Source organism: Candidatus Pantoea floridensis, assembly GCF_900215435.1.
Classification (GTDB): Bacteria; Pseudomonadota; Gammaproteobacteria; order Enterobacterales; family Enterobacteriaceae; genus Pantoea; species Pantoea floridensis.
In genome coordinates, this window is sequence record NZ_OCMY01000001.1 from 1,272,480 (window position 1) to 1,296,826 (window position 24,347).

General features: G+C 55.1%; 21 protein-coding genes, 1 tRNA gene and 1 pseudogene. 12 read left to right on the top strand and 11 right to left on the bottom strand.

Annotated features, from left to right (window positions below):
- Nucleotides 1-30 precede the first annotated feature (30 nt).
- The 4 genes and pseudogenes from CRO19_RS05990 to CRO19_RS06005 all read right to left on the bottom strand — a co-directional run bounded on the left by CRO19_RS05990 (nucleotide 31) and on the right by CRO19_RS06005 (nucleotide 4,323).
- Nucleotides 31-1,086 carry a DUF1176 domain-containing protein gene (locus CRO19_RS05990; RefSeq protein ID WP_097095035.1) on the bottom strand — a complete coding sequence of 352 codons (1,056 nt, stop codon included), beginning with the start codon at nucleotides 1,084-1,086 and terminating at the stop codon, nucleotides 31-33.
- A gap of 79 nt (nucleotides 1,087-1,165) precedes the next feature.
- Nucleotides 1,166-2,350: pseudogene (locus CRO19_RS05995) on the bottom strand (arabinose transporter); the annotation flags it as partial.
- A gap of 39 nt (nucleotides 2,351-2,389) precedes the next feature.
- Nucleotides 2,390-3,259, bottom strand: coding sequence for an SDR family oxidoreductase (locus CRO19_RS06000; protein WP_097095037.1), 870 nt, complete (start codon nucleotides 3,257-3,259; stop codon nucleotides 2,390-2,392).
- 173 nt (nucleotides 3,260-3,432) lie between these two features.
- Complete coding sequence (locus CRO19_RS06005) at nucleotides 3,433-4,323, bottom strand: LysR family transcriptional regulator (protein ID WP_097095038.1); 891 nt, start codon at nucleotides 4,321-4,323, stop codon at nucleotides 3,433-3,435.
- A gap of 90 nt (nucleotides 4,324-4,413) precedes the next feature.
- Here CRO19_RS06005 and CRO19_RS06010 point away from each other — a divergent pair, with 90 nt between their 5' ends.
- Entirely contained in the window at nucleotides 4,414-5,193 is a 780-nt protein-coding gene (locus tag CRO19_RS06010; RefSeq protein ID WP_097095039.1) for an NAD(P)H-dependent oxidoreductase, read from the top strand.
- A gap of 30 nt (nucleotides 5,194-5,223) precedes the next feature.
- Here CRO19_RS06010 and CRO19_RS06015 read toward each other — a convergent pair whose 3' ends face one another.
- The 3 genes from CRO19_RS06015 to CRO19_RS06035 form a co-directional block, all read right to left on the bottom strand.
- Nucleotides 5,224-5,553 carry a DUF1493 family protein gene (locus CRO19_RS06015; RefSeq protein ID WP_097095040.1) on the bottom strand — a complete coding sequence of 110 codons (330 nt, stop codon included), beginning with the start codon at nucleotides 5,551-5,553 and terminating at the stop codon, nucleotides 5,224-5,226.
- Between the two features lie 313 nt (nucleotides 5,554-5,866).
- Nucleotides 5,867-6,160: a contact-dependent growth inhibition system immunity protein gene (locus tag CRO19_RS06020; RefSeq protein ID WP_097095041.1), complete on the bottom strand. Its 294-nt coding sequence runs from the start codon at nucleotides 6,158-6,160 to the stop codon at nucleotides 5,867-5,869.
- A 541-nt stretch (nucleotides 6,161-6,701) separates the two neighbouring features.
- Nucleotides 6,702-6,786, bottom strand: a tRNA-Leu gene (locus CRO19_RS06035).
- Between the two features lie 300 nt (nucleotides 6,787-7,086).
- Here CRO19_RS06035 and CRO19_RS06040 point away from each other — a divergent pair.
- Complete coding sequence (locus tag CRO19_RS06040) at nucleotides 7,087-7,596, top strand: YjjA family protein (protein WP_097095043.1); 510 nt, start codon at nucleotides 7,087-7,089, stop codon at nucleotides 7,594-7,596.
- 45 nt (nucleotides 7,597-7,641) lie between these two features.
- Here the strand turns inward: CRO19_RS06040 and pdxR are convergent, their stop codons facing one another.
- Nucleotides 7,642-9,018, bottom strand: a complete 1,377-nt coding sequence (gene pdxR, locus CRO19_RS06045) for a MocR-like pyridoxine biosynthesis transcription factor PdxR (protein ID WP_097095044.1) — start codon at nucleotides 9,016-9,018, stop codon at nucleotides 7,642-7,644.
- A gap of 127 nt (nucleotides 9,019-9,145) precedes the next feature.
- Here pdxR and CRO19_RS06050 point away from each other — a divergent pair, with 127 nt between their 5' ends.
- The 3 genes from CRO19_RS06050 (at nucleotide 9,146) to CRO19_RS06060 (ending at nucleotide 11,199) form a co-directional block, all read left to right on the top strand.
- A complete protein-coding gene (locus CRO19_RS06050) occupies nucleotides 9,146-9,625 on the top strand; it encodes a carboxymuconolactone decarboxylase family protein (protein ID WP_097095045.1) in 480 nt (159 codons plus the stop codon).
- A gap of 95 nt (nucleotides 9,626-9,720) precedes the next feature.
- Entirely contained in the window at nucleotides 9,721-10,356 is a 636-nt protein-coding gene (locus CRO19_RS06055) for a hypothetical protein (protein WP_097095046.1), read from the top strand.
- A 165-nt stretch (nucleotides 10,357-10,521) separates the two neighbouring features.
- Nucleotides 10,522-11,199 carry a MarC family NAAT transporter gene (locus tag CRO19_RS06060; protein WP_097095047.1) on the top strand — a complete coding sequence of 226 codons (678 nt, stop codon included), beginning with the start codon at nucleotides 10,522-10,524 and terminating at the stop codon, nucleotides 11,197-11,199.
- An 84-nt stretch (nucleotides 11,200-11,283) separates the two neighbouring features.
- On the opposite strand, the gene CRO19_RS06065 is transcribed toward CRO19_RS06060, so the two are convergent.
- Genes CRO19_RS06065 through CRO19_RS06075 form a run of 3 tightly spaced genes read right to left on the bottom strand, consistent with a single transcriptional unit; the run spans nucleotide 11,284 to nucleotide 15,077 of the window.
- Nucleotides 11,284-12,534 carry a c-type cytochrome gene (locus CRO19_RS06065; protein ID WP_097095048.1) on the bottom strand — a complete coding sequence of 417 codons (1,251 nt, stop codon included), beginning with the start codon at nucleotides 12,532-12,534 and terminating at the stop codon, nucleotides 11,284-11,286.
- Nucleotides 12,535-12,538: 4 nt separating this feature from the next.
- Nucleotides 12,539-14,308, bottom strand: coding sequence for a GMC family oxidoreductase (locus CRO19_RS26515; protein ID WP_097095049.1), 1,770 nt, complete (start codon nucleotides 14,306-14,308; stop codon nucleotides 12,539-12,541).
- A gap of 37 nt (nucleotides 14,309-14,345) precedes the next feature.
- Nucleotides 14,346-15,077, bottom strand: a complete 732-nt coding sequence (locus CRO19_RS06075; protein ID WP_097095050.1) for a gluconate 2-dehydrogenase subunit 3 family protein — start codon at nucleotides 15,075-15,077, stop codon at nucleotides 14,346-14,348.
- A gap of 532 nt (nucleotides 15,078-15,609) precedes the next feature.
- Between CRO19_RS06075 and CRO19_RS06080 the strand changes: the two genes are divergently transcribed.
- The 7 genes from CRO19_RS06080 (at nucleotide 15,610) to CRO19_RS06115 (ending at nucleotide 24,337) form a co-directional block, all read left to right on the top strand.
- Nucleotides 15,610-17,178: an ABC transporter substrate-binding protein gene (locus CRO19_RS06080; protein WP_097095051.1), complete on the top strand. Its 1,569-nt coding sequence runs from the start codon at nucleotides 15,610-15,612 to the stop codon at nucleotides 17,176-17,178.
- A 227-nt stretch (nucleotides 17,179-17,405) separates the two neighbouring features.
- The gene (locus CRO19_RS06090; protein WP_097095053.1) at nucleotides 17,406-18,908 is read left to right on the top strand and encodes a helicase HerA-like C-terminal domain-containing protein; all 1,503 of its coding nucleotides are present in this window, start codon (nucleotides 17,406-17,408) and stop codon (nucleotides 18,906-18,908) included.
- A gap of 8 nt (nucleotides 18,909-18,916) precedes the next feature.
- Nucleotides 18,917-20,194 (top strand): DUF445 domain-containing protein, encoded by a 1,278-nt coding sequence (locus tag CRO19_RS06095; RefSeq protein WP_097095054.1) that lies wholly within the window; start codon nucleotides 18,917-18,919, stop codon nucleotides 20,192-20,194.
- A 153-nt stretch (nucleotides 20,195-20,347) separates the two neighbouring features.
- On the top strand, nucleotides 20,348-21,064 hold the full coding sequence (gene deoC, locus CRO19_RS06100; RefSeq protein WP_097095055.1) for a deoxyribose-phosphate aldolase: 717 nt from the start codon (nucleotides 20,348-20,350) through the stop codon (nucleotides 21,062-21,064).
- A 35-nt stretch (nucleotides 21,065-21,099) separates the two neighbouring features.
- A complete protein-coding gene (locus CRO19_RS06105; protein ID WP_097095056.1) occupies nucleotides 21,100-22,617 on the top strand; it encodes a xylulokinase in 1,518 nt (505 codons plus the stop codon).
- On the top strand, nucleotides 22,614-23,945 hold the full coding sequence (gene fucP / locus CRO19_RS06110; protein WP_097095057.1) for an L-fucose:H+ symporter permease: 1,332 nt from the start codon (nucleotides 22,614-22,616) through the stop codon (nucleotides 23,943-23,945). Before CRO19_RS06105 ends, fucP begins: the two co-directional genes overlap by 4 nt.
- A 2-nt stretch (nucleotides 23,946-23,947) precedes the next feature.
- Nucleotides 23,948-24,337, top strand: a complete 390-nt coding sequence (locus tag CRO19_RS06115) for a VOC family protein (RefSeq protein WP_176519135.1) — start codon at nucleotides 23,948-23,950, stop codon at nucleotides 24,335-24,337.
- Nucleotides 24,338-24,347 lie beyond the last annotated feature (10 nt).

Here is a 24,347-nt window from a genome sequence, read left to right on the forward strand (position 1 = left end):
ATGGCGACCTGGTGCGCATAAATGCGCACCTTACGGAATCACAGCCGGTTTCACTTCGGTGACCCACGTTGGCAGCTGCCACGCGCCGCCGGCGCGAATCGCGCGACACATGCCGGTGGTTGCATCACTACTTTGTACAAAATCTTTGCCATCCCACACCCACGCCGCCGTGCTCCAGCAGTCGCCGATGCCGCGTCCTTTCTGTGCTTCCGAGATGACGCCTTCGCTGTAATCAGTACCCGAATCCGTTACCAGCTGCGGTTTGCCCTGTAACCTGGTGTCGATCAACCAAAAACCGTAGCCTTCGTTATAAGCACCGCGCCAGCACAGCGCGGCAATCAGCACGTGCGCACTGTCCACCGGCGTTAACGTCAGTGGCTCTGCGCCCTCTTCCGGCTGATCGTCGGAAGGCGCGAGATTGTCGCAGCTGTCATCATCGGTGAGAGACGCAATCAGCTTCGGTTTCAATAGCGCCAGCTCATAGGCAGTTAACGGGCGCGCATCGGCTTTCGCCACCTTCACCTGCTGAATCACCGGCATGGCCTGCGCCGCCGGAACGCTGCTTTCCGGCTTATTTCCCTTGCGCACCAGGGCGCCCGGCGTGCTGAGACGTCCCTGCGCGTCATCCATTTTCAGTAGCGTCGCGAACGCGCCATTGCTGGAGAGATCGAACGGCTCTTCGCCACCGCGAAATTCCACCTTGCCGCTGTTTTTAATGGCGTTAATCAGCGCCTGAGTTTGCTCATCGGTCAGCGTCCATTCGTCATTTTCTGCTTTCGCTACCGCTCCCAACGCCCGATCGTCAATCCACAACGTTAGAGTATCAACCTGCTTCGAATCATCGTCGCCGGTATCGGCCAGCACTACGCGGCCATGCGTCGTCGCGTTTGGCCCGCCCGCACGCACCAGCAGCACCGAGCCACCTGCGCCCTCTTCGGCGCTGTAACCCGCCGCGCGACAGGTCAGCGTGTTATCGCAAGCCAGCTCCCAGTCTTTATGGCTAAAGGAGACACCATCTTGATCTGCCAACAACGGCGCACTCAAGCCGGCAAGCAACGACATCGCCAGCAGCAATCGGGTAAACATGCCATCTCTCCATAATGGTAAAGAGGGCTAGTGTGATGACTTTTGTGACGCGGGAGAAGTGAATTTTTTGCGGCGGTGACTATTCCGTTACGCGTTGCGTCTCCGGCGCACGCGCCAGTAAACCTGCTGCCACCAGCACCGCGCATCCCACCGCTATAGCACCCGCCAGATACACCGATGCAATGCCAAAATGGCCCGCCAGCGCGCCAGCAACCGGACTGGTGATCGCCAGCGCGATATCAAGAAATGCCACATAAGCGCCCATCGCCAAGCTGCGCGTTTGCGGCGGCGCGCGACGTACCGCTTCCACGCCAAAGCCCGGAAACGCCAGCGAATATCCAAAGCCGGTTAGCGCTGCGCCGAGATACGCCACATTGGCACTCTCAGCTCCCCAAATCAGCAGCTGCCCCAGAGCTTCAATAATCACACACACCAACGCCACGCGTGCTCCGCCCAACTTGTCGGGGAGATGGGCAAAGAACAGACGCGCCACGATAAACGTAACGCCAAAGGCGGTGAAAGCCAGCGACGCGTTGCCCCAGGATTTAGCCGCAAACAGCAGCGCGATAAAAGCGGTGATCATGCCAAATCCCACGCTGGCCAGCGCCAAACCCAGGCCCGGCCGCCAAACCGCCCCCATGACTTTATAAAATGGCGTACGCGTTGTTGCCGTCGGCTGGACGCCGCGCTGACGGCTGATAAACAGCAGCGGTAACAGAGGGATGAGGATGATGGCTACAGCAATACCGCTAAAGTGCCAGGCGTGATAAACGGCAACGCCAAGCGGTGCGCCCAGCGCCCACGCGCCATAAATCGCAATGCCAATCCACGCCATCACTTTGCCCGCATTGCCCGGCCCTACCAAACCTAATCCCCAGCCGAGTGCACCTGTGGCGATCAGGCTCTCTCCCAGCGCCAGCACCACGCGGCCCAGCAGCAAAATAGCTACCGACGTGTGGGTTTGATGAATGAACAGCAGCGACAGCAGGTAGATGCAACCCGAGCTGGCAATGACCATCAGCCCGGCAATCACAGCACGTTTCGGTCCGCGCATATCGGCAAAATTTCCCGCCCAGGCACGCGTCAGCAGCGCGGCAATAAATTGCGCACCGATCACGGCGCCAATCATGAGCGTATCCATGCCGAGGTTTTGTTGCAGATGCAGCGGCAGTACCGGCAGCTGCATCCCCATGGTGAGAAACGAAATAAATACCGCCAGCGAGAGTGGCAGCAACGTCATAAATACAGTGGATTTCATGATGGTATTCCGGAAAGCTGTCGCTTAAGCCGCGACAGCCAACGATTAAATATGGGTGTAATAAGCGGGGTTGTTGAGTTCCGTCAGCAGATCGGGGCCGGTTGGCATCCAGTCAAGCAGTGCGCGCGTTCGTACGCTCGATACCGCCATGTTGCCGGCCGCCATGTTCGCGAACCAACCAAAATGCTCACGTTCGCGCGCCTCGGCAGGCAGGCCAAGTTGGTGGGCCAGCGCCTGCGCAATAGCCTGGAACGGCACGGCCTGATCTGCAACGGCATGGTAAACACGCTCGGTTACCCCTTGCTCCAGTGCCAGGCGATAAACGCGCGCGGCATCACGGCGATGCACACCCGACCAAACGTTTTGCCCATCGCCATACCATGCCGAAACGCCGGTTTCACGGGCCAGCCGCACCAGGATCGGGATAAAACCGTGATCGCCGAGGCCATGTACGGAAGGTGCCAAACGCACCGCCGCCACGTGCACACCTCGCTGAGAAAGCACATTGGCTGCGGCTTCCGACTGGCGTGGTGAGACCGGTTTGGGCTGATCCAGCTCCGTTGCGCCGCTCGCCATGCCTGATAAACCGGACGTCACCAGCAGCATGCGATCGGATCCTTCAATTGCCGCGCCCAGCTGCTCAATCACGCGTCGATCCTGCTCGCAATTCTCCACGAAACGGGAGAAATCGTGGTTGAAAGCGGTATGAATCACTGCATCGGCGTTTTGCGCAGCGTGGCGCAGAATATCGCTATCCTCCAGCGAGCCGTGAATCACGTGAGCACCGGCTGCCGCCAGCGCCCGGGCTTTATCTTTGGAACGTGCCAGACCAGAAACTTCATGGCCTGCTGCGATCAGATCTTCCACCACCGCTGAGCCCACCCAGCCGGTGGCACCGGTTACGAATACATGCATGGTCTGTTCTCCTGAAAATGATAAACGCGAGTGTTTCATCGTTTTCATATGATGCAGGGAGAAAAACCGCGGCGCTAATCGCATTGGATTTCAGATAAAAGCGTGAAAAAAAGCCTTATGGAAAAGTAGGTTACGCTCAATAACACCCGCTTAACTCGCGTTAAGGTTCAGGTTTATAGCGCTGCCACAATTTGTTGTCGCAGCCATTGCTGTGCCGGATCGCGATGCAAACGCTCGTGCCACAGCAGCAAAATATCAAAGCCTTCAATGTCGAGCGGCGGCGCTATAACCGTGAGCTGTTGAGCATGACGTACCAGACGCTCAGGCAGCACCGCAACGAGATCGCTATTTGCTAAGACATCCAGCATAAACAGAAAATGTGGCACCGAGAGCGCCACGCGGCGACTGCGCCCCCGCTTTGCCAGCGCGCGATCTGTCGCCGCAGTGAACCCACCACCATCCGGCGACACCATGACAAACTCCAGCTCGCAAAACTCATCGAGCGTTGGAGGCCGTTGCAGCTGTGGGTGATCGCGCCGTCCTGCCAGCACATAACGCTCGCTAAACAATTTACGCTGATGCAGCGTTGGCGGCGCGTTGTCACCGGTATGAAACACCAAATCCAGTTCGCCCTTTTCCAGCTGCTGCGCGACCTGCGGTGGATTGAGGGCAAATATCGCCATACGACTGAGCGGTGCCGCAGCACGGACCAAATTCAATGCGGGCAGGATCAGCGCTGAGGACATGTAATCGGTGGCGGCGAGGCGCCAGGTCACATCCGCAATGGCTGGGTTGAAAGCATCCGGCGGCGCGACCGCGCGCTCCACCGCCTCCAGCGCCAGACGCAACGGCTCGCGTAACGCCTCAGCGCGTGCGGTTGGCAGCATGCCGCGCGGACCGGGCAACAGTAGCGGATCGTCAAACAGTAGCCGCAGCCGCGCCAGCTGGGCGCTGACTGAAGGTTGTGAGAGATGCAGACGCTGCGCCGCACGCGTAACGTTGTGTTCGCTTAACAGTACATTGAGCGTCTGCAACAGATTCAAATCCAGTGAGTTGATATTCACCCTTTCTATACCTGAGATATCAGCAATTGATTTCCACTATAGCCAGCGCGGCCGTAATCTGCAGCTGTTTTCATCTCACAGGTTTAAGCCATGAATGTACTGATTGTGTATGCCCATCCGGAACCGCACTCACTTAGCGGTTCACTTAAAGATTTTGCGGTACAACATCTGCAGCACGCTGGACATCAGGTGCAGGTTTCCGATCTCTATGCCATGCAGTGGAAAGCGCAGCTCGACGCCAGTGATACGCACGCCCCGCTGGTCGGCAGTCATTATGATGCCACTGTGGATTCACGCTTCGCCTACGATCATCAATTGCAAGCTGCGGATATCGCCGCCGAGCAGGAAAAACTGCGCTGGGCCGACACGGTGATCTTCCAGTTTCCGCTGTGGTGGTTTTCCATGCCGGCCATCATGAAAGGTTGGTTTGATCGTGTTTACGCTAACGGCTTTGCCTACGGCGTGGGCGAGCACAACGATCAGCATTGGGGCGATCGTTACGGTGAAGGCAATCTCAGCGGCAAACGCGCCATGCTCGTGGTGACGACCGGCGGCTGGGAATCGCACTACAGCCCGCGCGGCATTAATGGCCCGATAGACGCGTTATTGTTCCCCATCCATCATGGCATGCTGTTTTATCCTGGCTTTAGCGTGCTGCCACCGCTGGTTTTCTATCGGGTGCAGAAATCAGCGCAGGAGCGTTTTGCCGGCTGGTGCGATGCGCTAGCAACGCGTTTAGATACGTTGGCCGAAACGGCACCGATTGCCTATCGTCAGCAGAACGGCGGCGATTATGCGATACCTGCGCTGACGTTAAAGGATGAATTTGCGCCGGAAGAGCGCGGTTTTGATGTGCATGTGAAGAAGTGAACTGCGGCAGGCTCTGCGGTGAGCCTGTCTTTATTCGTACAACCAGCGCCCCACTTTTGCCGATTCAATTAACATTCCCAGCGTAAAATCAGGCACCACCGGCACGTCGCGCTTAGTGAACGGGTTGAGAATTTGCACCAGCGAAGGCTCAGCGGGATAGTAAGTTTCGATGACAAACTCTCCGCGCTCTACGCTGAATTCGTTGAAGAATTCGTCCATCAGAGCAGCGGCTTCCTCGCGCTCAAAGTTGAGATCGCTATCAATATCAATCTGCGGTGTCAGCGTCTTTTGCTTAAACAGGTAGACGCCGTCGTAACGTCGCACCAGCTCGTAGATACGCTGCTCGATTTCATCTGTCATAGCCTCTGCACCTCCACTGATTCACCGGAGCGCCATTCTGCCATGCAAACTTGTCAGCAGGATGAAAAAAAAGTTCAAACAGAGAATTTTGAGACAAAGGGAGAAATATCGGAGCGAAGCGGGGTTTTTACAACGTCCATAACAGGCGTCTGGATAGGATCAACGCGTATCGCCAGCGGCCTACGCTTATATCTAAAATGCAGTGTTTAGTGGAGTTGATAGCGATTTATAACCTGCTGCGCCACGAATTTTTATCGTTGATTCAATCCCTGCCAGAGATCGTCTGAAGAATGTGCAATCGCTGGCACTTCATCTAATTACTCAACGCAATAATGACGTTCTCGAGAAAAATTCGTGCAGTAAACCCCCATGCTGTGGGTGAGAACTCCCCCTCAGCAAGGTTAGAAAAAACCAGATTGAGTTCGTTTTCATCCGGACAGGATTCTAACAATTGATGTGCTTCGCGAATGGTTTCCTGAATAGCTTTGGTATTTTCTGCGTTTTTGTAGGCGGCTAATATTTCATAAAAATCTTCACCAAATAAATCATAATCCTGACCAAAAAAGACCCGCACCAAAACGCCAAGATGATCGAAATTTGTATTCATATGATCCCCTATTTTATTATCGGGTATGCTGTGAGGACGCAGCAAAAAGAAGATGGTAGGTTAAACGCAGAGGTGCCTGATGACGTCACATATGACTCGGATGGTAAACGGCGCCGTACGCCCGGCGTAGCCGGTTTCGGACCTGTATATTCTGCAATCCCATCCCTCGCCCTGATTAACCTAACCCAGCTACCAACGATGAAGAAGTTTATGTAACCCCTTTTACCCCGGTGAGCGGGCTTTACGGCGCTTGCGACGTGAAGGGCGTGATTTCCGGGGCCTTGGCGGCGGCAGCTTGCTGCTGACGCTTAGGGGGGTGTTAATCATAACTTTCAGCGACAGTCACTGAACTTAACACGGTAGCTGTTGGTACAAGCATTATCGAACCAAAAATACCATCATCTGCACCAAAACCTGTTGGTAGATGTACGTTGATGTCGGTTGACCTTAAGAGAGTTAATATAGTGGGAAAGATAGGTAAATACTGGATTTCAGGCACAAAAAAAGCCGCTCGTAAGCGACTTAATTTTGCATCAATCGATGGTGCCGAAGGTCGGACTCGAACCGACATGTATCTCTACGGTTGATTTTGAATCAACTGCGTCTACCGATTTCGCCACTTCGGCACTGAAGGGATGCGGAAAACGTTGGGGATTATACCGTTACGCGCAAAGTGCGCAACTGGAATCGTTGCTGATGTGCGCTAAGCGTTGAAAAAATCAGCATTCCGCGCTCAACTGCCTGTAAAATCATCAATCGAGCATGAGTTTTACCTCGCTCTTCCACTCCTACCCGTTTCAATGCCCGATAAAACCAAGAACTGTCTCATTCTCCTGTTATCCGTCGTGCTCTCAGGAACTTTCTTAAAGCAAACCTCTCTTAACCAAAACTGACGCAGTCAGAACATAAAAGACAACGAGGTTGAGATGAAATTACAACGCATGATTTGGGGATGTGGCATCGCGGCAGCACTGGTTGCGGGGAGTGCATCGGCGGCGAGTTGGCAGGATCAGCTAAGCAGCGCGGCATCACAGCTTTCGCAGCAGAATAGCAGCACCGCGGGTAGCGCTAACGCGCAGAACGGTGGGCTGTCGCTCTCTTCTGTTACGGGCCTGCTGAACGGCGGCGATAAAGCAGTGAGCGCCAATAGCATGACTAACGCTGCGGGCGTGATGTCCTATTGCGTGCAGCATAACGTGGTGGATAACAACGTGACGTCGGTGAAGGATCAGGTGCTGAGCAAGCTCGGCTTAAGCAGCCCTGCCGCGCAAGCGCAGAAAACCGATTATCAGCAGGGTGTACAAGGTTTGCTGAATACCGGCAACGGCCAGCAGCTGAATCTGCAAAGTCTGAGCAGCTCACCGATGGGCGAGAAGCTGAAAACCAAAGCCTGCGATGTGGTGCTGAAGCAGGGTAAAAAATATATCGGCATGTAAGGACGCGCCGGTATCAAGGCGCGAGCTGTCCCTCGCGCCTTTTCTTTATTTAAACGCTTCTCGCGTTTCGCGCGCCGTTCTTTGCAACAGCGCGAATGCCTGCTCTGGCGAGCGAATATTGGTGTAACCAATCACTAATCCATAGCGCTTCTGCGTCTGCATATACCAGCCGGAAAGCGGCAGTACGCGGAGTTGATGCCGCTGCCAGATCTCTGCCAACGCTTTGTCCTGCGTACCGCGACGCAAAAAGGCGACAATGTGCATGCCACCATCCGTGAGTTCGAAATCAAACATTTCCGGAAAGCATTGCTGTAGTGCATCCAGCATCATGCGGCGTCGCTGCTGATACAGAATGCGCATCTTCTTAATATGACGATAAAAGTGACCTTCGCTGAGGAACTGCGCCAGAATCTTTTGCGGCAGCAGCGACATGCCGGTTTCAAGGATTTCACCTAACTCGTTGAAACGCCCAATGGTCTCTTTCGGCATCACCAGATAGCCAACGCGCATCGCTGGCATCATGGTTTTGCTGAAGGTGCCGGTGTAAATCACGCGATCGTGTACATCCAGGCTTTTCATCGCCGGAATCACTTTGCGCGTGTAATGAAACTCGCCATCGTAATCATCTTCAATAATCCAGCTGTCGTTCTGGTGTGCCCACTCCAGCAGCTGATGTTTGCGGGGCAGCGATAAAGTGACCGCCAGCGGACTGTGATGCGTAGGCGTCACGATGGAGAAACGTGCATCCGGGTGATAGCGCAGCAGATAATCAACATCCATACCCTGGCGATCGACTGGCACATAATGCAGATTTGGGGCGATGCGCTTCAGTAATTTTTGGCCAAAGAAGTAGCCAGGATCTTCAAACAGCACTTTATCGCTCGGCTGCGCCAGCACAGCCAGAATCAGTCGCAGGTTGGCGCGATAGCCGCTGGTGATAAAGATCTGTTCCGGCTGGCAGTTGAGCCCGCGAGAAATACTCAGATAGCTGGCGATCGCCTCGCGCAGCGGCTGATAACCCATGACCGGTGGCAAGATCATCTCCTCTGGTCGCAGCGTACGTGCAGCCTTGCCGGAAATAAGCAGCCACTTCTTGTGCGGAAATTCATCCAGAGCAGGAATGCCAAGTCGCAGTTCACCTTTGCTCTCACGCGGAGAATTTTCGCTGGCCGGTGGCGCGGAAACGGCTGCTTTTTCCGACGCCGTAGCCAGAAGCAGCTGTGGATTGACGCATGTGCCCTTCGCACCCTGGCTGACGAAATATCCTTCGCCGATGAGGATTTCATAGGCGGCTTCTACCGTTTTGCGCGCTACCTGCAGTTCACTCGCCAGCGTACGAATGGCTGGCACACGATCTCCCGGCTTTAACCGCCCTTCAAGAATGTGCTGACGATACCGCGCATAAATTTCTTTGTATCCCACGCTATGTCCTACCTATTTTAACGGTTTTTGGCCCTTTTAGCTCAGACATAGAAGTTTATGATGTCCCCTATCAACCACGCAATGCGTGGCGAGCTATTAAACGTTTATTCTGCAAGAGGAAAGCAACATGACATCGCGCGTTAATCACTTCAAAACCGTACCTGCTTTAGTTAAAGCCATGTCCGAACTCTCAACGGCTGTCGGCAACACATCGCTGGAAGCCTCACTGAAACATCTGGTCGATCTGCGCGCTTCGCAGCTCAACCAGTGCGCCTTTTGTGTGGATATGCATGTAAAAGAGGCCAAACTGCACGGCGAGCGCGAACTGCGTTTGCATCATGTGGCTATCTGGCGCGAATCTCCGCTGTTTACCGCCAAAGAGAAAGCGGCGCTGGCGCTGACCGAAGCGCTTACGCGTCCGGGCGACCACGGCATTGAGGATGCGTTATATAGCGAAGTGCGCGAGCACTTCTCTGAAGTCGAAACCAGTGAACTAACATTCTGCATCGCCACTATCAATACCTGGAATCGCCTGATGGTGCTTTCACGCATGACTCCCGGCGCATTTGATAGCGCGTATGGCCTGGATCGCGCTGATTTGCGTTAATTTTTACCACCCGCAGTGCAAGCTGCGGGTGGCACCATGTTCATCTGCGCTGTCGGAGGCTATAGTGGGTTTTTGCACCACATAGGACAGCGCACATGAAAGGCATCAACATTGCGATTTACTTCGATCCCGACCAGATTCACATCTGCGTTCACCAGCAGGATGACAGCTATCTCAGCCAAACTTTCATTTACGACGACAGCGTAATTGAAGAGATTTATCAATGGCTGGAGCAGTTCACACCGAATCGCACCCACATTTGCCTGATTGAGCACGATACCGCTGATGTCCTCGCCGATGAACTGGTGGATAACGGTTATCACGTCCATCAGGTGACGCAACACGATCTCCTCACCTGGTTCGCCAACGAGCCACCCGCCGAGCCCGACGGATCCCCGGTACGCGCCCTGCTGCGCTATCTGCAAAACGAGCAGCCGTCAGAATATCAGTCCCGCACGCCGCAGATTGAGGCGCTGATGGATTTGCTGGATGAGTTGGACGATCTTGAAGGTGTCGATGAAGTCGAAGATGAAGACAATCTGCCGGATGATGTACTGCGCCTGATGAAACAGAAGAAGATCACTGCGCAAGACGCGGCGCAGCGATTGCTGCCGGATGTGAATGAGCGTATTCGCGAGCACTTAATCAACTATCCCGAACTGATGACGCCCGAACTGCTGGAGGATTTCTTCCCCGAGCTGATCGAAGCGCTGGATACGCCGAAGCACTGATATTCGGTATTTCGGTACGCAGAGATTTCTCTGCAGATCCCTCCCTGGTCGCCATAAATGGCGCCCCTACGTTGTTGGATTGCCGTTTAGAGCGGCCGTGCATAATTGGATCGCCGTTATTGTAGGGTCGCCATTTATGGCGACCTGGAAATTTGAGGAATTTTCATGCTGGAGCTTTTTAAAGCCATCGGGCTGGGATTGGTGGTGATTTTGCCGCTGGCCAATCCGCTCACCACCGTTGCGCTGTTTCTTGGCCTTGCAGGCGATATGAATTTTCAGGAGCGTAATCGCCAGGCGATGCAGGCCTCGATCTACGTATTCCTGATCATGATGGTGGCGTGGTACGCCGGCAGTGCGGTGTTGCACACGTTTGGTATCTCGATTCCCGGCTTGCGTATGGCGGGCGGGCTCATTGTGGCATTTATCGGTTTTCGCATGCTGTTTCCGGCGAAACCTGTTGGGCATTCGGTTGAGGCCAAACACAAGCAGGATGAGCTGGACGCCACCGATAACACACGCGAAACCGTGAATATCGCCTTTGTGCCGCTGGCGATGCCGAGCACTGCGGGGCCAGGCACCATTGCGATGATCATCAGCTCGGCTTCCACGGTAAAAGCCGGCGTCGATTTTCCTGCGTGGGTGGTGGCGGTCGCGCCGGTGCTGACGTTTCTGGCTGTGTCTGTGATTCTGTGGATTTCACTGCGCAGTTCTGGCGCCATTATGAAGCTGGTTGGTAAAGGTGGGATCGAGGCGATTTCACGTTTGATGGGCTTTTTGCTGGTGTGTATGGGCGTGCAGTTCATCATTAACGGCGTGTTAGAAGTGATTCACACTTTCCATTAAACCGTCTTATAAAACCAGGTCGCCATGAATGGCGCCCCTACAACCGCGTAGGGTGCGCATTCATACGCACCTGGAATTACAATATTACTTCAACGTCTTACGTACTTCCGCTACCTGATCTTTGGTCACTGCTGGCGCATGGTTGCTCCAGCCCTGACGAATGAAGGTCGCCAGTTTCGCCACTTGATCATCATCCAGACGCTTAGCAAAATCCGGCATCGCCAGGGTTGATGGTGCCTTCGCGGTCGATGGCTGCTGCGCACCGGCCAAAATGGTGTGGATCAAACCGCTTGGATCTTTAGCATTAACGATCGTCGCCTGATCCAGCTCTGGGAAGATTCCCGGCGCGCCTTTACCGGTGACAAAGTGACACGCACCGCAGTTGTCGATGTACAAACGCTCCCCTTCTGACAAGCCTTTCGCCGCCGTCAGTTTCGCTTCTGTCGCCTGCTGCTGCTGCACGTTGTACGCCTGCAGCGACGGATTACCACCGAGGAACTTCAGATAGGCGGCAATCGCTTTTAGATCCGCATCCGTCATGTGCGAGCTGGAGTGCTCAATCACCGACTTCATCTCACCGCCTACCGCGGCCTTGTCGTTACGTCCGGTTTGCAGGTAATCGACGATCTCCTGCTCGCTCCAGCGCGGCACACCGCGCAGCGACGGTACATCCCAGTTGTTCAGACTGCCACCGGCAAGGAACCGAACGTCGCCGCTATCCAGCGCTTTCTCGTTCATGCCGAGACCGCGCGGCGTGTGGCAGCTGCCGCAGTGGCCAAGGCTTTCGACGATATAAGCCCCGCGATTCACCTCTTCCGAAGCGCCGCCAATCGGCTGGAACGGTTTATCAGAGGTGAACGCCCAGTTCCAGAAGCGCATTCCCCAGCGCTGGCTGAACGGGAAGCTGAGATCGGTTTCCGGCGGCTGCTCGCTGCTCGGCTTCACGCCCTTCATAAAGTAGACGTAAAGCGCGTGCATATCGGCATCCGAGATTTTGGCGTAATCCGGATACGGCATCGCGGGATAAAGGCGTGAACCGTTCGGCAGCACGCCTTTGCGCACCGCGTCCGAGAACTGCTGCTCGCTATAGTTGCCGATACCGTGCGCTGTGTCCGGTGTGATGTTGGTGGAGTAAATGGTGCCGAGATTCGACTCAATCGCCAAACCGCCGGCGTAATCCGCTTTGCCCGCCACGGTATGGCACGCCATACAGTCGCCGAGGCGCGACAGGTATTCACCCTGCTTGATCAATTGAGCGTCATCTTCCGCGTGAGCCTGCAGGACAAAGCTGCCCAGCAGCACGGCGTTGGCGATTAACAATGATTTTAATTTCATGCGCTTATGCCTGTACCAGTGGGCCGGGATTTTTCAGATAATGTTCTTTGATGGCTTGTGCCGCCATCAGGGTGATCGCGCCGATGGTATCGGTCGGGTTCGCCTGGAAGTTTTGCGGGAAGGCGTTGCCGCCCGGCACAAACACGTTATGAACATCCCAGCTCTGCAGGTATTTGTTCAGTGCAGAGGTTTTCGGGTTATCGCCCATCACCGCGCCGCCCACGTTGTGGGTCGAGACATATTTGGTGAGGTCAAAGTCAGCGCCCATCGGCAGGAAGCTCATGCTCATGCTGTCCGGATTCAGCTCTTTGGCGATGTTGCCGACGATACCTTTCAAGTGCTGTTGCAGCTTAAGTTCGTTCTCTTTCCAGTTGAAGGTCATGCGCAGCAGCGGCTGACCGCGATGATCGGTGTAGTGCGGATCGAGATCCAGATAGATATCGCGATACGACTGACAGGTGGTGGTAATGCTGATCTTCATGGAATGGTTGTACCACTGCTCGAGACCTTCCTTGTAACCCATGCCCCAGCTCGGCGTACCTTTCGGCAGTGAGGTGGCGATTGGCGTGCCGGTAGCCTGCGAACTGTGGATCTTCGCGCCGCCGAGGAAACCCAGTCCCGGACCGTCGAAATTGCCTGGTGAGATGTCATTGAACATCTGCCCGGTGGCACCCGCGGTAGCGAAAGAGTTGAAGTTTTTATCCTTGAAGAACAGCGTTGCGCCGCCGTTTGACAGGAAGGCATAGTTACGCCCCACCACACCCTCTTCGGTGATCGGGTTATACGGCTTGCCGATACCGGACAGCAGCATCAGACGCACGTTGTAGAGCTGGAAGCTGGAGAGCACCACGATTTTGGCCGGCTGGAACACTTCGTTGCCATCCACATCGTAGTAAATTACGCCCTTCGCGGTTTTCTGATCGTCATGCAGCACCACTTTCACCACTTCCGCGTGCACTTCGTAAGAGAAGTTCGGCATGCGTTTCAGCGCATCCATCACTGCCGTTTGCGGTGAGGCTTTGGAGTAGTTCAGGCACGGATATTTCGAGCAGTAACCGCAGTAGTTGCACGGGGCGATCTGGTTGCCGTACGGGTTTTTCCACGCGCGCGATACGCACGCAGAAGGGTTCGGGAACGGGTGATAACCAAGCTTGGTCGCCGCTTCTTTGAACATCACGTTGTTCAGCGTGTCTTCCAGCGCGGGCAGCGGATAAGGTTCTGAACGCGGGCCTTCAAACGGATCGCCACCTTCCAGAATCTGACCGCGCAGGTTGCCGGTATTACCGGATTGTCCGCAGATCAGCTCAAACTTGTAGTAATACGGCTCAATCTCCTCCCAGGTGAACGGGAAGTCCATCACACGCATATCTTCCTGCAGGATGCCCGGCTTGTAGGCCTCATCCACGTAGGTTTTCAGCTTCAGATCGGTTGGCGTTGGACGAATCAGCACCGCCGTCCAGTGCATACCCGCGCCGCCCACACCGGTGCCTGGCGCAAACGCGCCCCACTTGCGGGTCGGTAACGCCGTCTGGCTGCTGTTGTAACGCACGGTGACCGCCACTTCTTTGGGCGTCGCGAACACTTTGTTACGCACGTTGTAAGCGTATTCATCAGCCGGTTTCGGATAGGCGAAATCCGGGTAATCGCGCTCGCCGCCGCGCTCTAACGCGCGCACTTCCAGTCCGGCCATTGCCAGTTCGATACTCATCAATGAGCCGGCCCAGCCGAGGCCGCATACGACAACGTCGACTTCTTTCTTTGTAATCTGTGCCATGTTAATCCTGTCTCACATACCAAAAACGGGGGTGTGCTTACGCGCTTTCACCCAAGAGGTTGACCGGCCCTAGCGGGTACGGCACGTTGTGCTGCTTCACCCATTCGGTAAAGCTGGCGCGTGCGCCCGGGAAGCCGATGGCAATCCAGGCTTTCATGCCTTTGTTGCCGCCGTACATCGGGTCAGCGAGGTAGCCGTGTTTGGTATCTGAAAGCAGCTGGCTGAAGAACTGTGAAGCCTTCAGGTTCGGTTCGCCTAACGCGGCGAAATCGATGCCGTCGTTTTTGTTCACTTTGGTGAGGACCGCATCTTTCTCTTCCAGCGACAGCGCATGGAACGGCTTCTGAAAGTGGCTTTGCGTCCACTGATTCACCAGTTTGATGCCGGCCTGGTAAATCTGCTGTGGCGTGAACGGAATTTGGTATCCCATGGTGGCAGGTGCATGCACGTCGAATGGTCCCTGCATGTAGATCTCTGCGCCGAACTCCGGGCTGTGCAACTGCTGATCGATAAAGATCGGCACGTTGGTTTCCAGCGCGCCTGGCGCTTTACCCTTACCGCCAGCAGGAATAAGACGATCGGCTGCGGCCAGAATAAATTGCCACTCATCGCTAGTGAAAAAGATCGGTTTATAGTCAGCGAGCTCAGGTGCGGCCATTTCCGCAGCTTGCGCGGCAGTTAATCCCTTAAATACCAGGTCACTTAATGGCAAAGCCAACAGCGATCCAAGTAAAAACTTACGTCTGGTGGTCGGTTTATTTAGAAGCATGGCGTGACGACTCTCACTTGCTAAGAAAGATAATTATTTTTGTTAATAGCTTTATAAATCGGTAAATAACCTGGCAATCTTAGGGATATAGGTATTTCTGAATGTAAAAATTAAATTAAAAATGTGTTTTGATGAAATTCAATCATCATGTTGAATTTAGGTTAAGGCTTGGTAAAGGGCTTTCGAGGTAGAAATGGCGGATTTAACCGTACAAATGCGGTGATTTTGGCAATATTTAGTGGGCAATTGACCAGGGATTATCGCGCATGGAAATAATCGCCAAAATGAATCAATGAAAATAAATCATACTTCCATACCAGAGAATTATTCTCATTTATAACATCTTATTTACTTAATTGGCGAAGGGGTAAGCGCTTTATTTTCCGAATATGAAAGGCAGCGCACAAAATAAACGAAATAATACCTCAATGTAATCAATTGTTATTTTCCGGCACAGCTCAGAACAAACCGGCATTTTGCCTGGACGATGGCAGAGATAAAGTCTCTTCATCTTCTCTCCAGGAAAACAATAATGCGCTCATTGATTTTGCTCGTCGCTTTATGGGGCAGCAGCTTTGCCCTGCATGCTGCCACACCGAAAGATACCCTTGTCGTTGCCGTCCCGCTCGACGGCATCATTAGCTTTGACCCGGCTGAAAGCTTTGAAACCGTCAGCAATAGCGTGCAGCGCAATATCTATCAAACGCTGGTGGAAGCCGATCGTAACTCGCCGCAAAAATTGTCGCCGCTGCTGGCGACTCGCTGGCAGCAAGGCAGCACGCCGCATAGCCTGATATTTACCCTCAAGTCCGACGCCCGCTTCTCCAGCGGCAATCCGGTCACGGCGCAGGATGTGATCTTCTCGCTGACGCGCGCGGTGCAGCTGAACAAAGCGCCCTCTTTTATCCTCGCTGAATTTGGCTGGACCAATGAAAATATCGCCAGCCAATTTAAAGTGCTGAATGACCATCAGCTGGAGATGCAGTGGCCAGCGCAGATTGGTCAGAACCTGGCACTGCGTCTGCTCACGGCGCCGGTTGCTTCGGTGGTCGATAGCAAAACCGTGCAGCAGAATGCAGTGAATAACGATTCCGGTAACGGCTGGCTACATACGCATTCTGCCGGCAGCGGCGCCTTCACCATTCAACAATATGTGCCGCAGCAGGCGCTGGTGCTAAGCGCGAATCAACAGGCCCATCCGCAGCCGAAGCTGAAACGTATTCTGCTCAAAGGCGTAGCAGATGCCGGTGCGCGTCGCCTGCTGATTCAGCAAGGCGATGTCGATGTCGCTTATCAACTCGGCCCGGATCAAATTGATGCGCTGAAGCGTGACAAAAATCTGCGTATTGAAGCCTTCCCCTCCAGCCTGGTGTATTACCTTGGGTTTAACACCAAGGATAAAGCGCAACCGGCGCTAGGCAATCCGGCGCTGTGGCAAGCCGCACGTTGGCTGGTGGATTATCAATCTCTATCGCAGGACCTGCTGAAAGGCCAGTACCGCATTCATCAGAGCTTTCTGCCGCAGGGTTTTGACGGCGCGCTGGAAGATCAACCGTTCCATTACGATGTCGCGAAAGCCAAAGAGATTTTAGCCAAAGGCGGCATCAAGCCCGGGACTAAATTTGCGCTGACGGTGATCAATCAGCCGCCTTATATTGATGTGGCGCAGGCGCTGCAGGCCAGCTTCGCCAAGGCGGATGTGCAGATCGAGTTGCAGCCGGTGGCAGAATCAGAATTGTGGAGCAAAATGCGCGGCCGTGATTTCCAATCGATCTTCATCTATTGGGGTGCGGACTATGTCGATCCGAACACCAACGCCAGCGCCTTTGCCTATAACGTACCGGGCGGATCTAAAACCCTGGCATGGCGCGTCGGTTGGGATATCCCGGATTTAAGCGCCAAAACCCGCGCCGCTGCCGGAGAAAGCGATGCCGCCAAGCGACGCGCGTTGTACACCGATTTGCAAAAAACCGTGCAGCAGAACTCACCCTTTGTGGTGACGCTGCAGGGCGCGCAGCAGGTCGCGGTGCGCAATAACGTGAGTCATGTGCAGCAGGGAATCGGCGTGAGTTTGCTGTTTTTTGATACGGTGCAGAAGTAATTACCCTCACCCTAGCCCTCTCCCGCACGCGGGAGAGGGGACAGTCCGCTGCAGTTTATAGCTAAGCCATAAATCCTCTGGATCGGCTCCTTCTCCCGCTGGCGGGAGAAGGTTGGGATGAGGGACAGCGCGCGCCCACCCGACTTTTTCGGCACAATCCTCCTCCCTCCTTGCGCGTCGCTTGCTATCCTTTCTGGCATAACCTATTGCCTGAGAGCGAAATAATCATGACCACTCCGTTGCTGATTGCCCAAACGCCTGACGTCCAATTGCATCTTCTCTCCAACATGGCAAACCGCCACGGTTTGATCACTGGCGCCACCGGCACCGGCAAAACCGTGACGCTGCAAAAGCTGGCGGAATCTTTCTCTGACATCGGCGTGCCGGTATTTATGGCGGATGTGAAAGGCGATCTCACCGGCATCTCTGCGGCGGGCGAAGGTTCAGAGAAGCTGCTGGCGCGCCTGGCAAAAATTGGCGTCAGCGACTGGCAGGCACAGAAAAATCCGGTGATGGTGTGGGATATCTTCGGCCAGCAGGGCCATCCGGTGCGCGCAACGGTGTCCGATCTCGGTCCGCTGCTACTGGCGCGCCTGCTTAACCTCAACGATGTGCAATCCGGCGTGCTGCAGATCATCTTTCGCATCGCCGACGATCAGGGTTTATTACTGCCGGATTTCAAAGATCTGCGCGCCATGACGCAGTACATCGGCGACAACGCCAAAGCGTTTCAGACGCAATATGGCAATATCAACGCCGCGTCGGTGGGGGCGATTCAGCGCGGTTTGCTGGCGCTGGAGCAGCAAGGCGCCGAGCACTTCTTTGGCGAACCGATGCTGGATATCCGCGACTGGATGCGCTGCGACAGCAACGGCAAAGGCTTCATCAACATCCTCTCGGCGGAAAAGCTGTATCAGATGCCGAAGCTTTACGCTACCAGCCTGCTGTGGCTGCTGGCCGAACTGTATGAGCAGCTGCCAGAAGCGGGCGACCTCGATAAGCCCAAAATGGTGTTCTTCTTCGACGAAGCGCATCTGCTGTTTAGCGATGCGCCGCCGGTGCTGCTGGAGAAGGTTGAACAGGTTATTCGCCTGATTCGCTCCAAAGGGGTTGGCGTCTATTTCGTCACGCAGAATCCTGGCGATATTCCCGACAACGTGCTGGGGCAACTCGGCAACCGCGTGCAGCATGCGCTGCGCGCCTTTACGCCGAAGGATCAGAAAGCGGTGAAAAGCGCCGCCGAAACCATGCGCGCTAATCCAGACTTTGATACCGCGGAGGCGATTCAGGCGCTCGGCACCGGCGAAGCGCTGATCTCCTTCCTCGATGAAAAAGGCAGCCCCGCCATGGTGCAACGCGCAATGGTGATTGCGCCCGGCTCACGCATGGGGCCGGTAAGCCAGGATGAGCGTAATGGCCTGATCAACAACTCGCCGCTGTACGGTAAATACGACACCGAAGTGGATCGTGAATCGGCATTCGAAATGCTGCAAAAAGGCGTGCAGACGGCGACGCAGCAAGCCAATGCCCCGGAAGCCAAAGGGAACAGCGTCGATGTCGATAACGGTATTCTTGGCGGCCTGAAAGATATTCTCTTTGGCACTACCGGACCACGCGGCGGCAAGCGCGATGGCGTCGTGCAGAGCGTGGCCAAGAGCGCCGCGCGTCAGGTAACCAACCAAATCATTCGCGGCGTACTCGGAAGTTTATTGGGCGGCCGTCGTCGTTAAAAGGGATTATGGATAAATATCAACAACTCAAACGCAGCAAACGTCTGGCGCTGTCGCTGCTGCTGATTGCCGCCACGATTTTCGTCGTGACGCTGTTTCTGCCGCCCAACTTTTGGGTGCTTGGCGTGAAGGCCATTGCCGAGGCAGCCATGGTCGGCGCGTTAGCCGACTGGTTCGCAGTGGTGGCGTTATTCCGGCGTGTCCCGGTACCGTTTATCTCGCGCCATACGGCGATTATTCCACGTAATAAAGATCGGATTGGGGAGAATCTTGGCCGTTTCGTGCAGGAGAAATTCCTCGATACTGATTCGCTACTGGCGCTGATTCGCCGCCACGATCCGTCGCAAATGTTGGCAACGTGGCTTAACACGCCAGGCAATGCCGATCGTATTGGTCGCCATCTGCTACAGGTGATGCGCGGCTTTCTCGACCTTACCGACGATCAACGCATTCAGCGCTTTTTACGTCGCGCGGTGCATCGTGCGCTGGATAAAGTCGATCTCACCCAATCCAGCGCGCTGCTGCTGGATAGCCTGACCAAAAACAATCGCCATCAGGAGTTGCTGGATGCGGCGGTGCAACAGCTGCTGCGCTTGCTGCATAAGCCCGGCACGCGCGAGTTTATCGCCGCGCAAATTGTGCGTTGGCTGAAACGCGAACACCCGATTAAAGCCAAAATGTTGCCGACCGAATGGCTTGGCGAGCACAGCGCTGATTTAGTAGCAAATGCCGTGGATTCCATTCTCGATCAGGTGGCGCTTGATCAGGGCCATGAGCTACGTCTGGGATTTGATCGCGCCGTACAGCGTTTGATTGAGCGGCTAAAAACCGATCCTGAAATGGCCGAACGCGCCGAAGGCATTAAGAACTGGCTGAAGGAGGATGAGTCGTTCAATCGTTATATCGGCGAGCTGTGGCAGGATTTACGTGGCTGGCTGAAAGATGATTTGAACAGCGAGGATTCGCAGGTGCAGGAGCGCGTGCGGCTGGCGGCGCTGTGGTTGGGCGAGACGCTTGCCGCCGATGAAGCGCTGCGCGCCTCAATGAATCAACATCTGGAAGATGCCGCACGCAGTGTCGCACCGGAGTTTGCGGCGTTCCTGACACGCCATATTAGCGATACCGTAAAAAGCTGGGACGCGCGCGACATGTCACAGCAAATTGAGCTAAATATTGGCCGTGATTTACAGTTTATCCGCATTAACGGCACCCTGGTGGGCGGCACGATTGGCCTGATTTTGTATTTGCTATCGCAGCTGCCGGGTTTCATCCAGCAGTTGCCATAAGCAGGTCGCCATGAATGGCGATCCCAAAACCCTTCCTTCCATTTTCTTTCATCTATTTTCACTTTGCAGATCACAAAATCTGAAGCTCGCGATTACTTTCATTTAAACTTTCATTTATTGTCATTTTGTCATTAAAAATGAAAGGAAGAGAAAATGAACCGCATTACCCAGCAGATGGCGCGCATGATTGATTTGAGCGCCGTTCAGGCAACCAATACCGAAGCTGATATTCGCCAATGCGCGGAGTTGGCCATCCGCTACAACATCATCGCTATTCACGTTTTACCCTGCTGGACGCGCTTTCTCAGCACGCTGCTGCCAGAGCAAGGTCGCGGTGACATCATGATCGGCGGTCCGGTCGGTTTCCCAAGCGGCGGACACGCCACCGATACCAAAGTGCAGGAAGTGCGTCAGCTGATCTGCGACGGCGCGCGTGAAGTCGACATGGTGGTGAATATCGGCAACGTGCTGTCGGGTCGCTTTGATGAAGTGAAGCAGGACCTTCAGCGCGTGGTTGAGGCCGCAGCGCCGGTTGAAGCCAAAGTGATCCTCGAAACCCATTATCTCGACGAACAGCAGATCCGCCGCGTGTGTGACATCGCCGTAGAAGCTGGCATGAAATGGATCAAAACCTCAACCGGCTGGGCAGCCAGCGGGGCGACCGAAGAGAAAGTGGCGATCATCGCCGATCAGCTGCAAGGGCGTTTACGCATCAAAGGATCGGGCGGCATTCGCGATCTCGACACCATCCGCACGCTGTATCGTTTGGGCGTCCGCCGCTTTGGCATGAGCGCCAGCGCTACCGAGAAGGTGCTCGCTCAACTGGAGCAAGATCCGTCGCTGTTCCCGGAACTGAATCATACGGTGTAAACGCTGCAACTCTCCGGCGTGATATGGAGTGAATAATGAAAAAAAACCTTCTTACCCTCGACATCGGCACGGGCAGCACGCGCGCTGCCCTTGTCACAACCGACGGCACTATCGTCGGCTTTGCCCAACGTGAATATTCGCAGACGTCTCCGCAGCCTGGCTGGGTGGAACAATCCCCGTCGCTGTGGTGGCACTCTGCTTGCGACGGCATCCGGGAACTCTACTCACGCTTTGCCCAGGAAATGGCGCACATCGCTGCGATTGCGGTATGTGGCCAGATGCACGGCACGGTCCTACTCGATAGCGCAGGTCATCTGGTAGAAGACCGCGCTTTACTCTGGAATGACAAACGCGCCTGGCCGCAGGTGGCTGCTTTCCGGGAACGGGAGGAGATGCCTTTCTGGCTCACACATCTTAATAACCCACCAACGCCGGCCTGGCCCGCTTTTAAACTGCAGTGGATACGCGAACATCATCCCGACGTTTGGGCGCGCGTGGCTAGCGTATTGATGCCGAAAGACTTTATTAATTTTCGTCTTACCGGCGCGCGTGCGACCGACTATAGCGAAGCCTCCTGTTATTACCTGATGGACAGCGCCACGCGCCAATGGTCGCACGCGGCGCTCGATCGCTTCCAGCTATCCGCCGATCTGCTGCCTGACATTCATGCAGCCAGCGATGTGATCGGCAGCATCACGCCCGAGGCGGCGCGAGAAACCGGCTTAAGGCCCGGTATTCCGGTGGTGGCAGGTACCGCCGATATGGCCGCCAGCCTGCTGGGTTCGGGTGTGTATCAGCCCGGACAGGCCTCGGATAGCACCGGCACATCAACGTTAATCACCGTCGTCAGCGACGCGCCGCTGCTGCATCCGCAGGTTAATAATCTGCATCTCAGCAATGCTGCCTGGGGCGGTTTTACGCTGCTGGATGCTGGCGGTGATGCGATGCGCTGGGCGCGGGAGGCCTTTGGGGGCGGGCAGCATTCGCACCCTGAAATGCTGCGCCTTGCCGCAGAGACGAGAGCCGGCGCAGAAGGTCTGCTGTTTCTGCCCTATCTCACCGGCGAACGCCTGGCGGATAAATGCAACTCGCGTGGCCAGCTGTTTGGATTACAGCGGCGGCATGCGGCAGGACATCTTTACCGCGCGGTGCTGGAAGGCGTGGCATTTGCCTCGTGGCGCAATCTGCGCCAGTTAAGCGCCTGTTGCACCATGCCCGACAGCATCATTGCCTCCGGCGGCGGCTCACGCAGCGAACTGTGGCTCAGTATTAAAGCCTCAGTGTACAACCGGCCAATTCAGCACACCGTTAATCAGGAAAACGGCACGCTGGGCTGCGCTATTCTCGCCGCCACTGGCATCGGTTACTTCAGTGACCTCGCACAAGGCGTGCAGCGTATGGTGCACATTGCCGGTGAGATTCAGCCCGATGCGCGCCTGCACGATGCTTATCAACGTCAGTTCGACATCTTCGACCAACTTTATTTGCAGGCACAGCCGCTTTGGGATCGTCTCGATGCTGCCTCCGCCTGTTTTGAGGAGCAGGGATCATGAGCGAAATAGTGATTAAAAAACAAGATGAGGTCGCCGGTGCACATGGGGAAACGCTGGACCGCAGCGCCTATTTGCCCGCTACGCCGTGGCTGCAATTGCTGATGGTATGCTGCCTGTTTGCCCTGTGGGGCATGGCGGGCAACCTCAACGATATCCTGATCGCCCAGTTCAAAAAGGGGTTTAACCTTAGCGATACACAAACGGCGCTGGTGCAGTCGATCTTCTTCCTCGGCTATTTTCTGGTGGCCTTACCCGCCGCCGCGGTGATTAAGCGCTACTCGTACAAAGTGGCGATCATCATTGGGCTGTGTCTCTATGCTGCCGGCTGTTTCCTGTTTATCCCGGCCGCACATGCTATGACCTACGCGGCGTTCCTCGGCTGCCTTGGGGTGATTGCCAGCGGTTTATCATTCCTCGAAACCTCGGCCAACACCTATTCGAGCCTGCTTGGCACCGCCGAAACCTCTACCCAACGCATCAACTTTTCACAAATCTTCAATTCCGTCGGCGTAATCATGGGTGTGGTCATTGGGCAACAGCTGGTGTTCAACAAAGACGATCTTACACATGAGCAGCTTGCTGCCCTTCCCGTCGAAGTAGCGGACGGCATTCGCCAGCAAATGGTGTCGCAGGTCGTCACGCCTTACCTGATCATCGGTTCGATTTTGGTGGTGCTGGCGCTGGTGTTTGTGGCGGTAAAATTTCCCGCCTGCAAACCGGCGACGAAAGCCAATACCGCTGCGGAACCCCTTGCCCAATCGCTGAAAAAACTGTGGTCAGTACCGCGTTTTCGTATGGGCGTACTGTCGCAATTCCTCTACGTCGGCGCGCAGGTGGGCCTGTGGAGCTTTACCATCCGCTTTGTTCAATTAATTGAACATGGCACCAGCGAGCATTCCGCCACCTGGTGGCTGATTGCCACGCTGCTGTGCTATTCCGCCGGTAAAGTTGTGACGACCGCGCTGATGAAACGCTATAGCCCGGCGCTGCTGCTAGGCGTGTTCTGCTCGATATGTGTAGTGCTATTGCTGTTTGCGGTGAGTCAGAAAAGCATGGCGGCAGTGGTAGCAATCATGGGGGTGAACTTCTGTATGGCGCTATGCTGGCCAACCAATTTTGGCTTAACCATCAAAGGCATGGGTGCAGAAACTCAGCTGGCAGGCTCCATTGTTGTGATGTCGATTATTGGTGGCGCGGTAATCCCGCTGGTGATGGGGATTATGTCTGACCTTAACGGCGGCGACATGCAGTTCGCCTTTATCATCCCGCTGGCATGCTTTGTCTATGTTGCCTTTTTCGGCTTCTGGTGCCAGCGCAAAGGAGTGTAGTAATGATTACATCGTTAGCGCACATTGGATTACGCACACAAAACATCGCCGCGGCGCGTGAATTCTATCGCTCACTGGGGTTTGAGCCTCAGCGCCACATCGAGATCGAAGAAGCACGCGGTACCATCGTCGTTCAGTTTATGCAGATACAGGGCACGGTGTTGGAGCTCTATCAGCTGCCCTGGCAAACCGATGCCCGCGCGCCGCAGGATAGCGGTATCGATCATCTGGCCTGGCAGGTAGCAGATTTGCCTGCTGCCGAGCGCTGGATTATCTCGCTTGGCTATCCTTTGGTAGAAGGACCTTGCGATCATCCGGCGGGCTGCCGCTACTTTATGATTGCCGGCCCAGATGGTGAGCGCGTGGAGTTTCTGCAACCGCTCAATCGCTAAGTGAATTGTC

Coding starts and splice junctions, on each gene's coding strand:
- fucP (WP_097095057.1), top strand. CDS start 22,614: ATGAGCGAAATAGTGATTAAAAAACAAGATGAGGTCGCCGGTGCACAT.
- CRO19_RS26515 (WP_097095049.1), bottom strand. CDS start 14,308: ATGGCACAGATTACAAAGAAAGAAGTCGACGTTGTCGTATGCGGCCTC.
- CRO19_RS06000 (WP_097095037.1), bottom strand. CDS start 3,259: ATGCATGTATTCGTAACCGGTGCCACCGGCTGGGTGGGCTCAGCGGTG.
- CRO19_RS06050 (WP_097095045.1), top strand. CDS start 9,146: ATGACATCGCGCGTTAATCACTTCAAAACCGTACCTGCTTTAGTTAAA.
- CRO19_RS06075 (WP_097095050.1), bottom strand. CDS start 15,077: ATGCTTCTAAATAAACCGACCACCAGACGTAAGTTTTTACTTGGATCG.
- CRO19_RS06060 (WP_097095047.1), top strand. CDS start 10,522: ATGCTGGAGCTTTTTAAAGCCATCGGGCTGGGATTGGTGGTGATTTTG.
- CRO19_RS06115 (WP_176519135.1), top strand. CDS start 23,948: ATGATTACATCGTTAGCGCACATTGGATTACGCACACAAAACATCGCC.
- CRO19_RS06015 (WP_097095040.1), bottom strand. CDS start 5,553: ATGACAGATGAAATCGAGCAGCGTATCTACGAGCTGGTGCGACGTTAC.
- CRO19_RS06020 (WP_097095041.1), bottom strand. CDS start 6,160: ATGAATACAAATTTCGATCATCTTGGCGTTTTGGTGCGGGTCTTTTTT.
- CRO19_RS06055 (WP_097095046.1), top strand. CDS start 9,721: ATGAAAGGCATCAACATTGCGATTTACTTCGATCCCGACCAGATTCAC.
- CRO19_RS06090 (WP_097095053.1), top strand. CDS start 17,406: ATGACCACTCCGTTGCTGATTGCCCAAACGCCTGACGTCCAATTGCAT.
- deoC (WP_097095055.1), top strand. CDS start 20,348: ATGAACCGCATTACCCAGCAGATGGCGCGCATGATTGATTTGAGCGCC.
- CRO19_RS06040 (WP_097095043.1), top strand. CDS start 7,087: ATGAAATTACAACGCATGATTTGGGGATGTGGCATCGCGGCAGCACTG.
- CRO19_RS06080 (WP_097095051.1), top strand. CDS start 15,610: ATGCGCTCATTGATTTTGCTCGTCGCTTTATGGGGCAGCAGCTTTGCC.
- CRO19_RS06105 (WP_097095056.1), top strand. CDS start 21,100: ATGAAAAAAAACCTTCTTACCCTCGACATCGGCACGGGCAGCACGCGC.
- CRO19_RS05990 (WP_097095035.1), bottom strand. CDS start 1,086: ATGTTTACCCGATTGCTGCTGGCGATGTCGTTGCTTGCCGGCTTGAGT.
- CRO19_RS06010 (WP_097095039.1), top strand. CDS start 4,414: ATGAATGTACTGATTGTGTATGCCCATCCGGAACCGCACTCACTTAGC.
- CRO19_RS06065 (WP_097095048.1), bottom strand. CDS start 12,534: ATGAAATTAAAATCATTGTTAATCGCCAACGCCGTGCTGCTGGGCAGC.
- CRO19_RS06095 (WP_097095054.1), top strand. CDS start 18,917: ATGGATAAATATCAACAACTCAAACGCAGCAAACGTCTGGCGCTGTCG.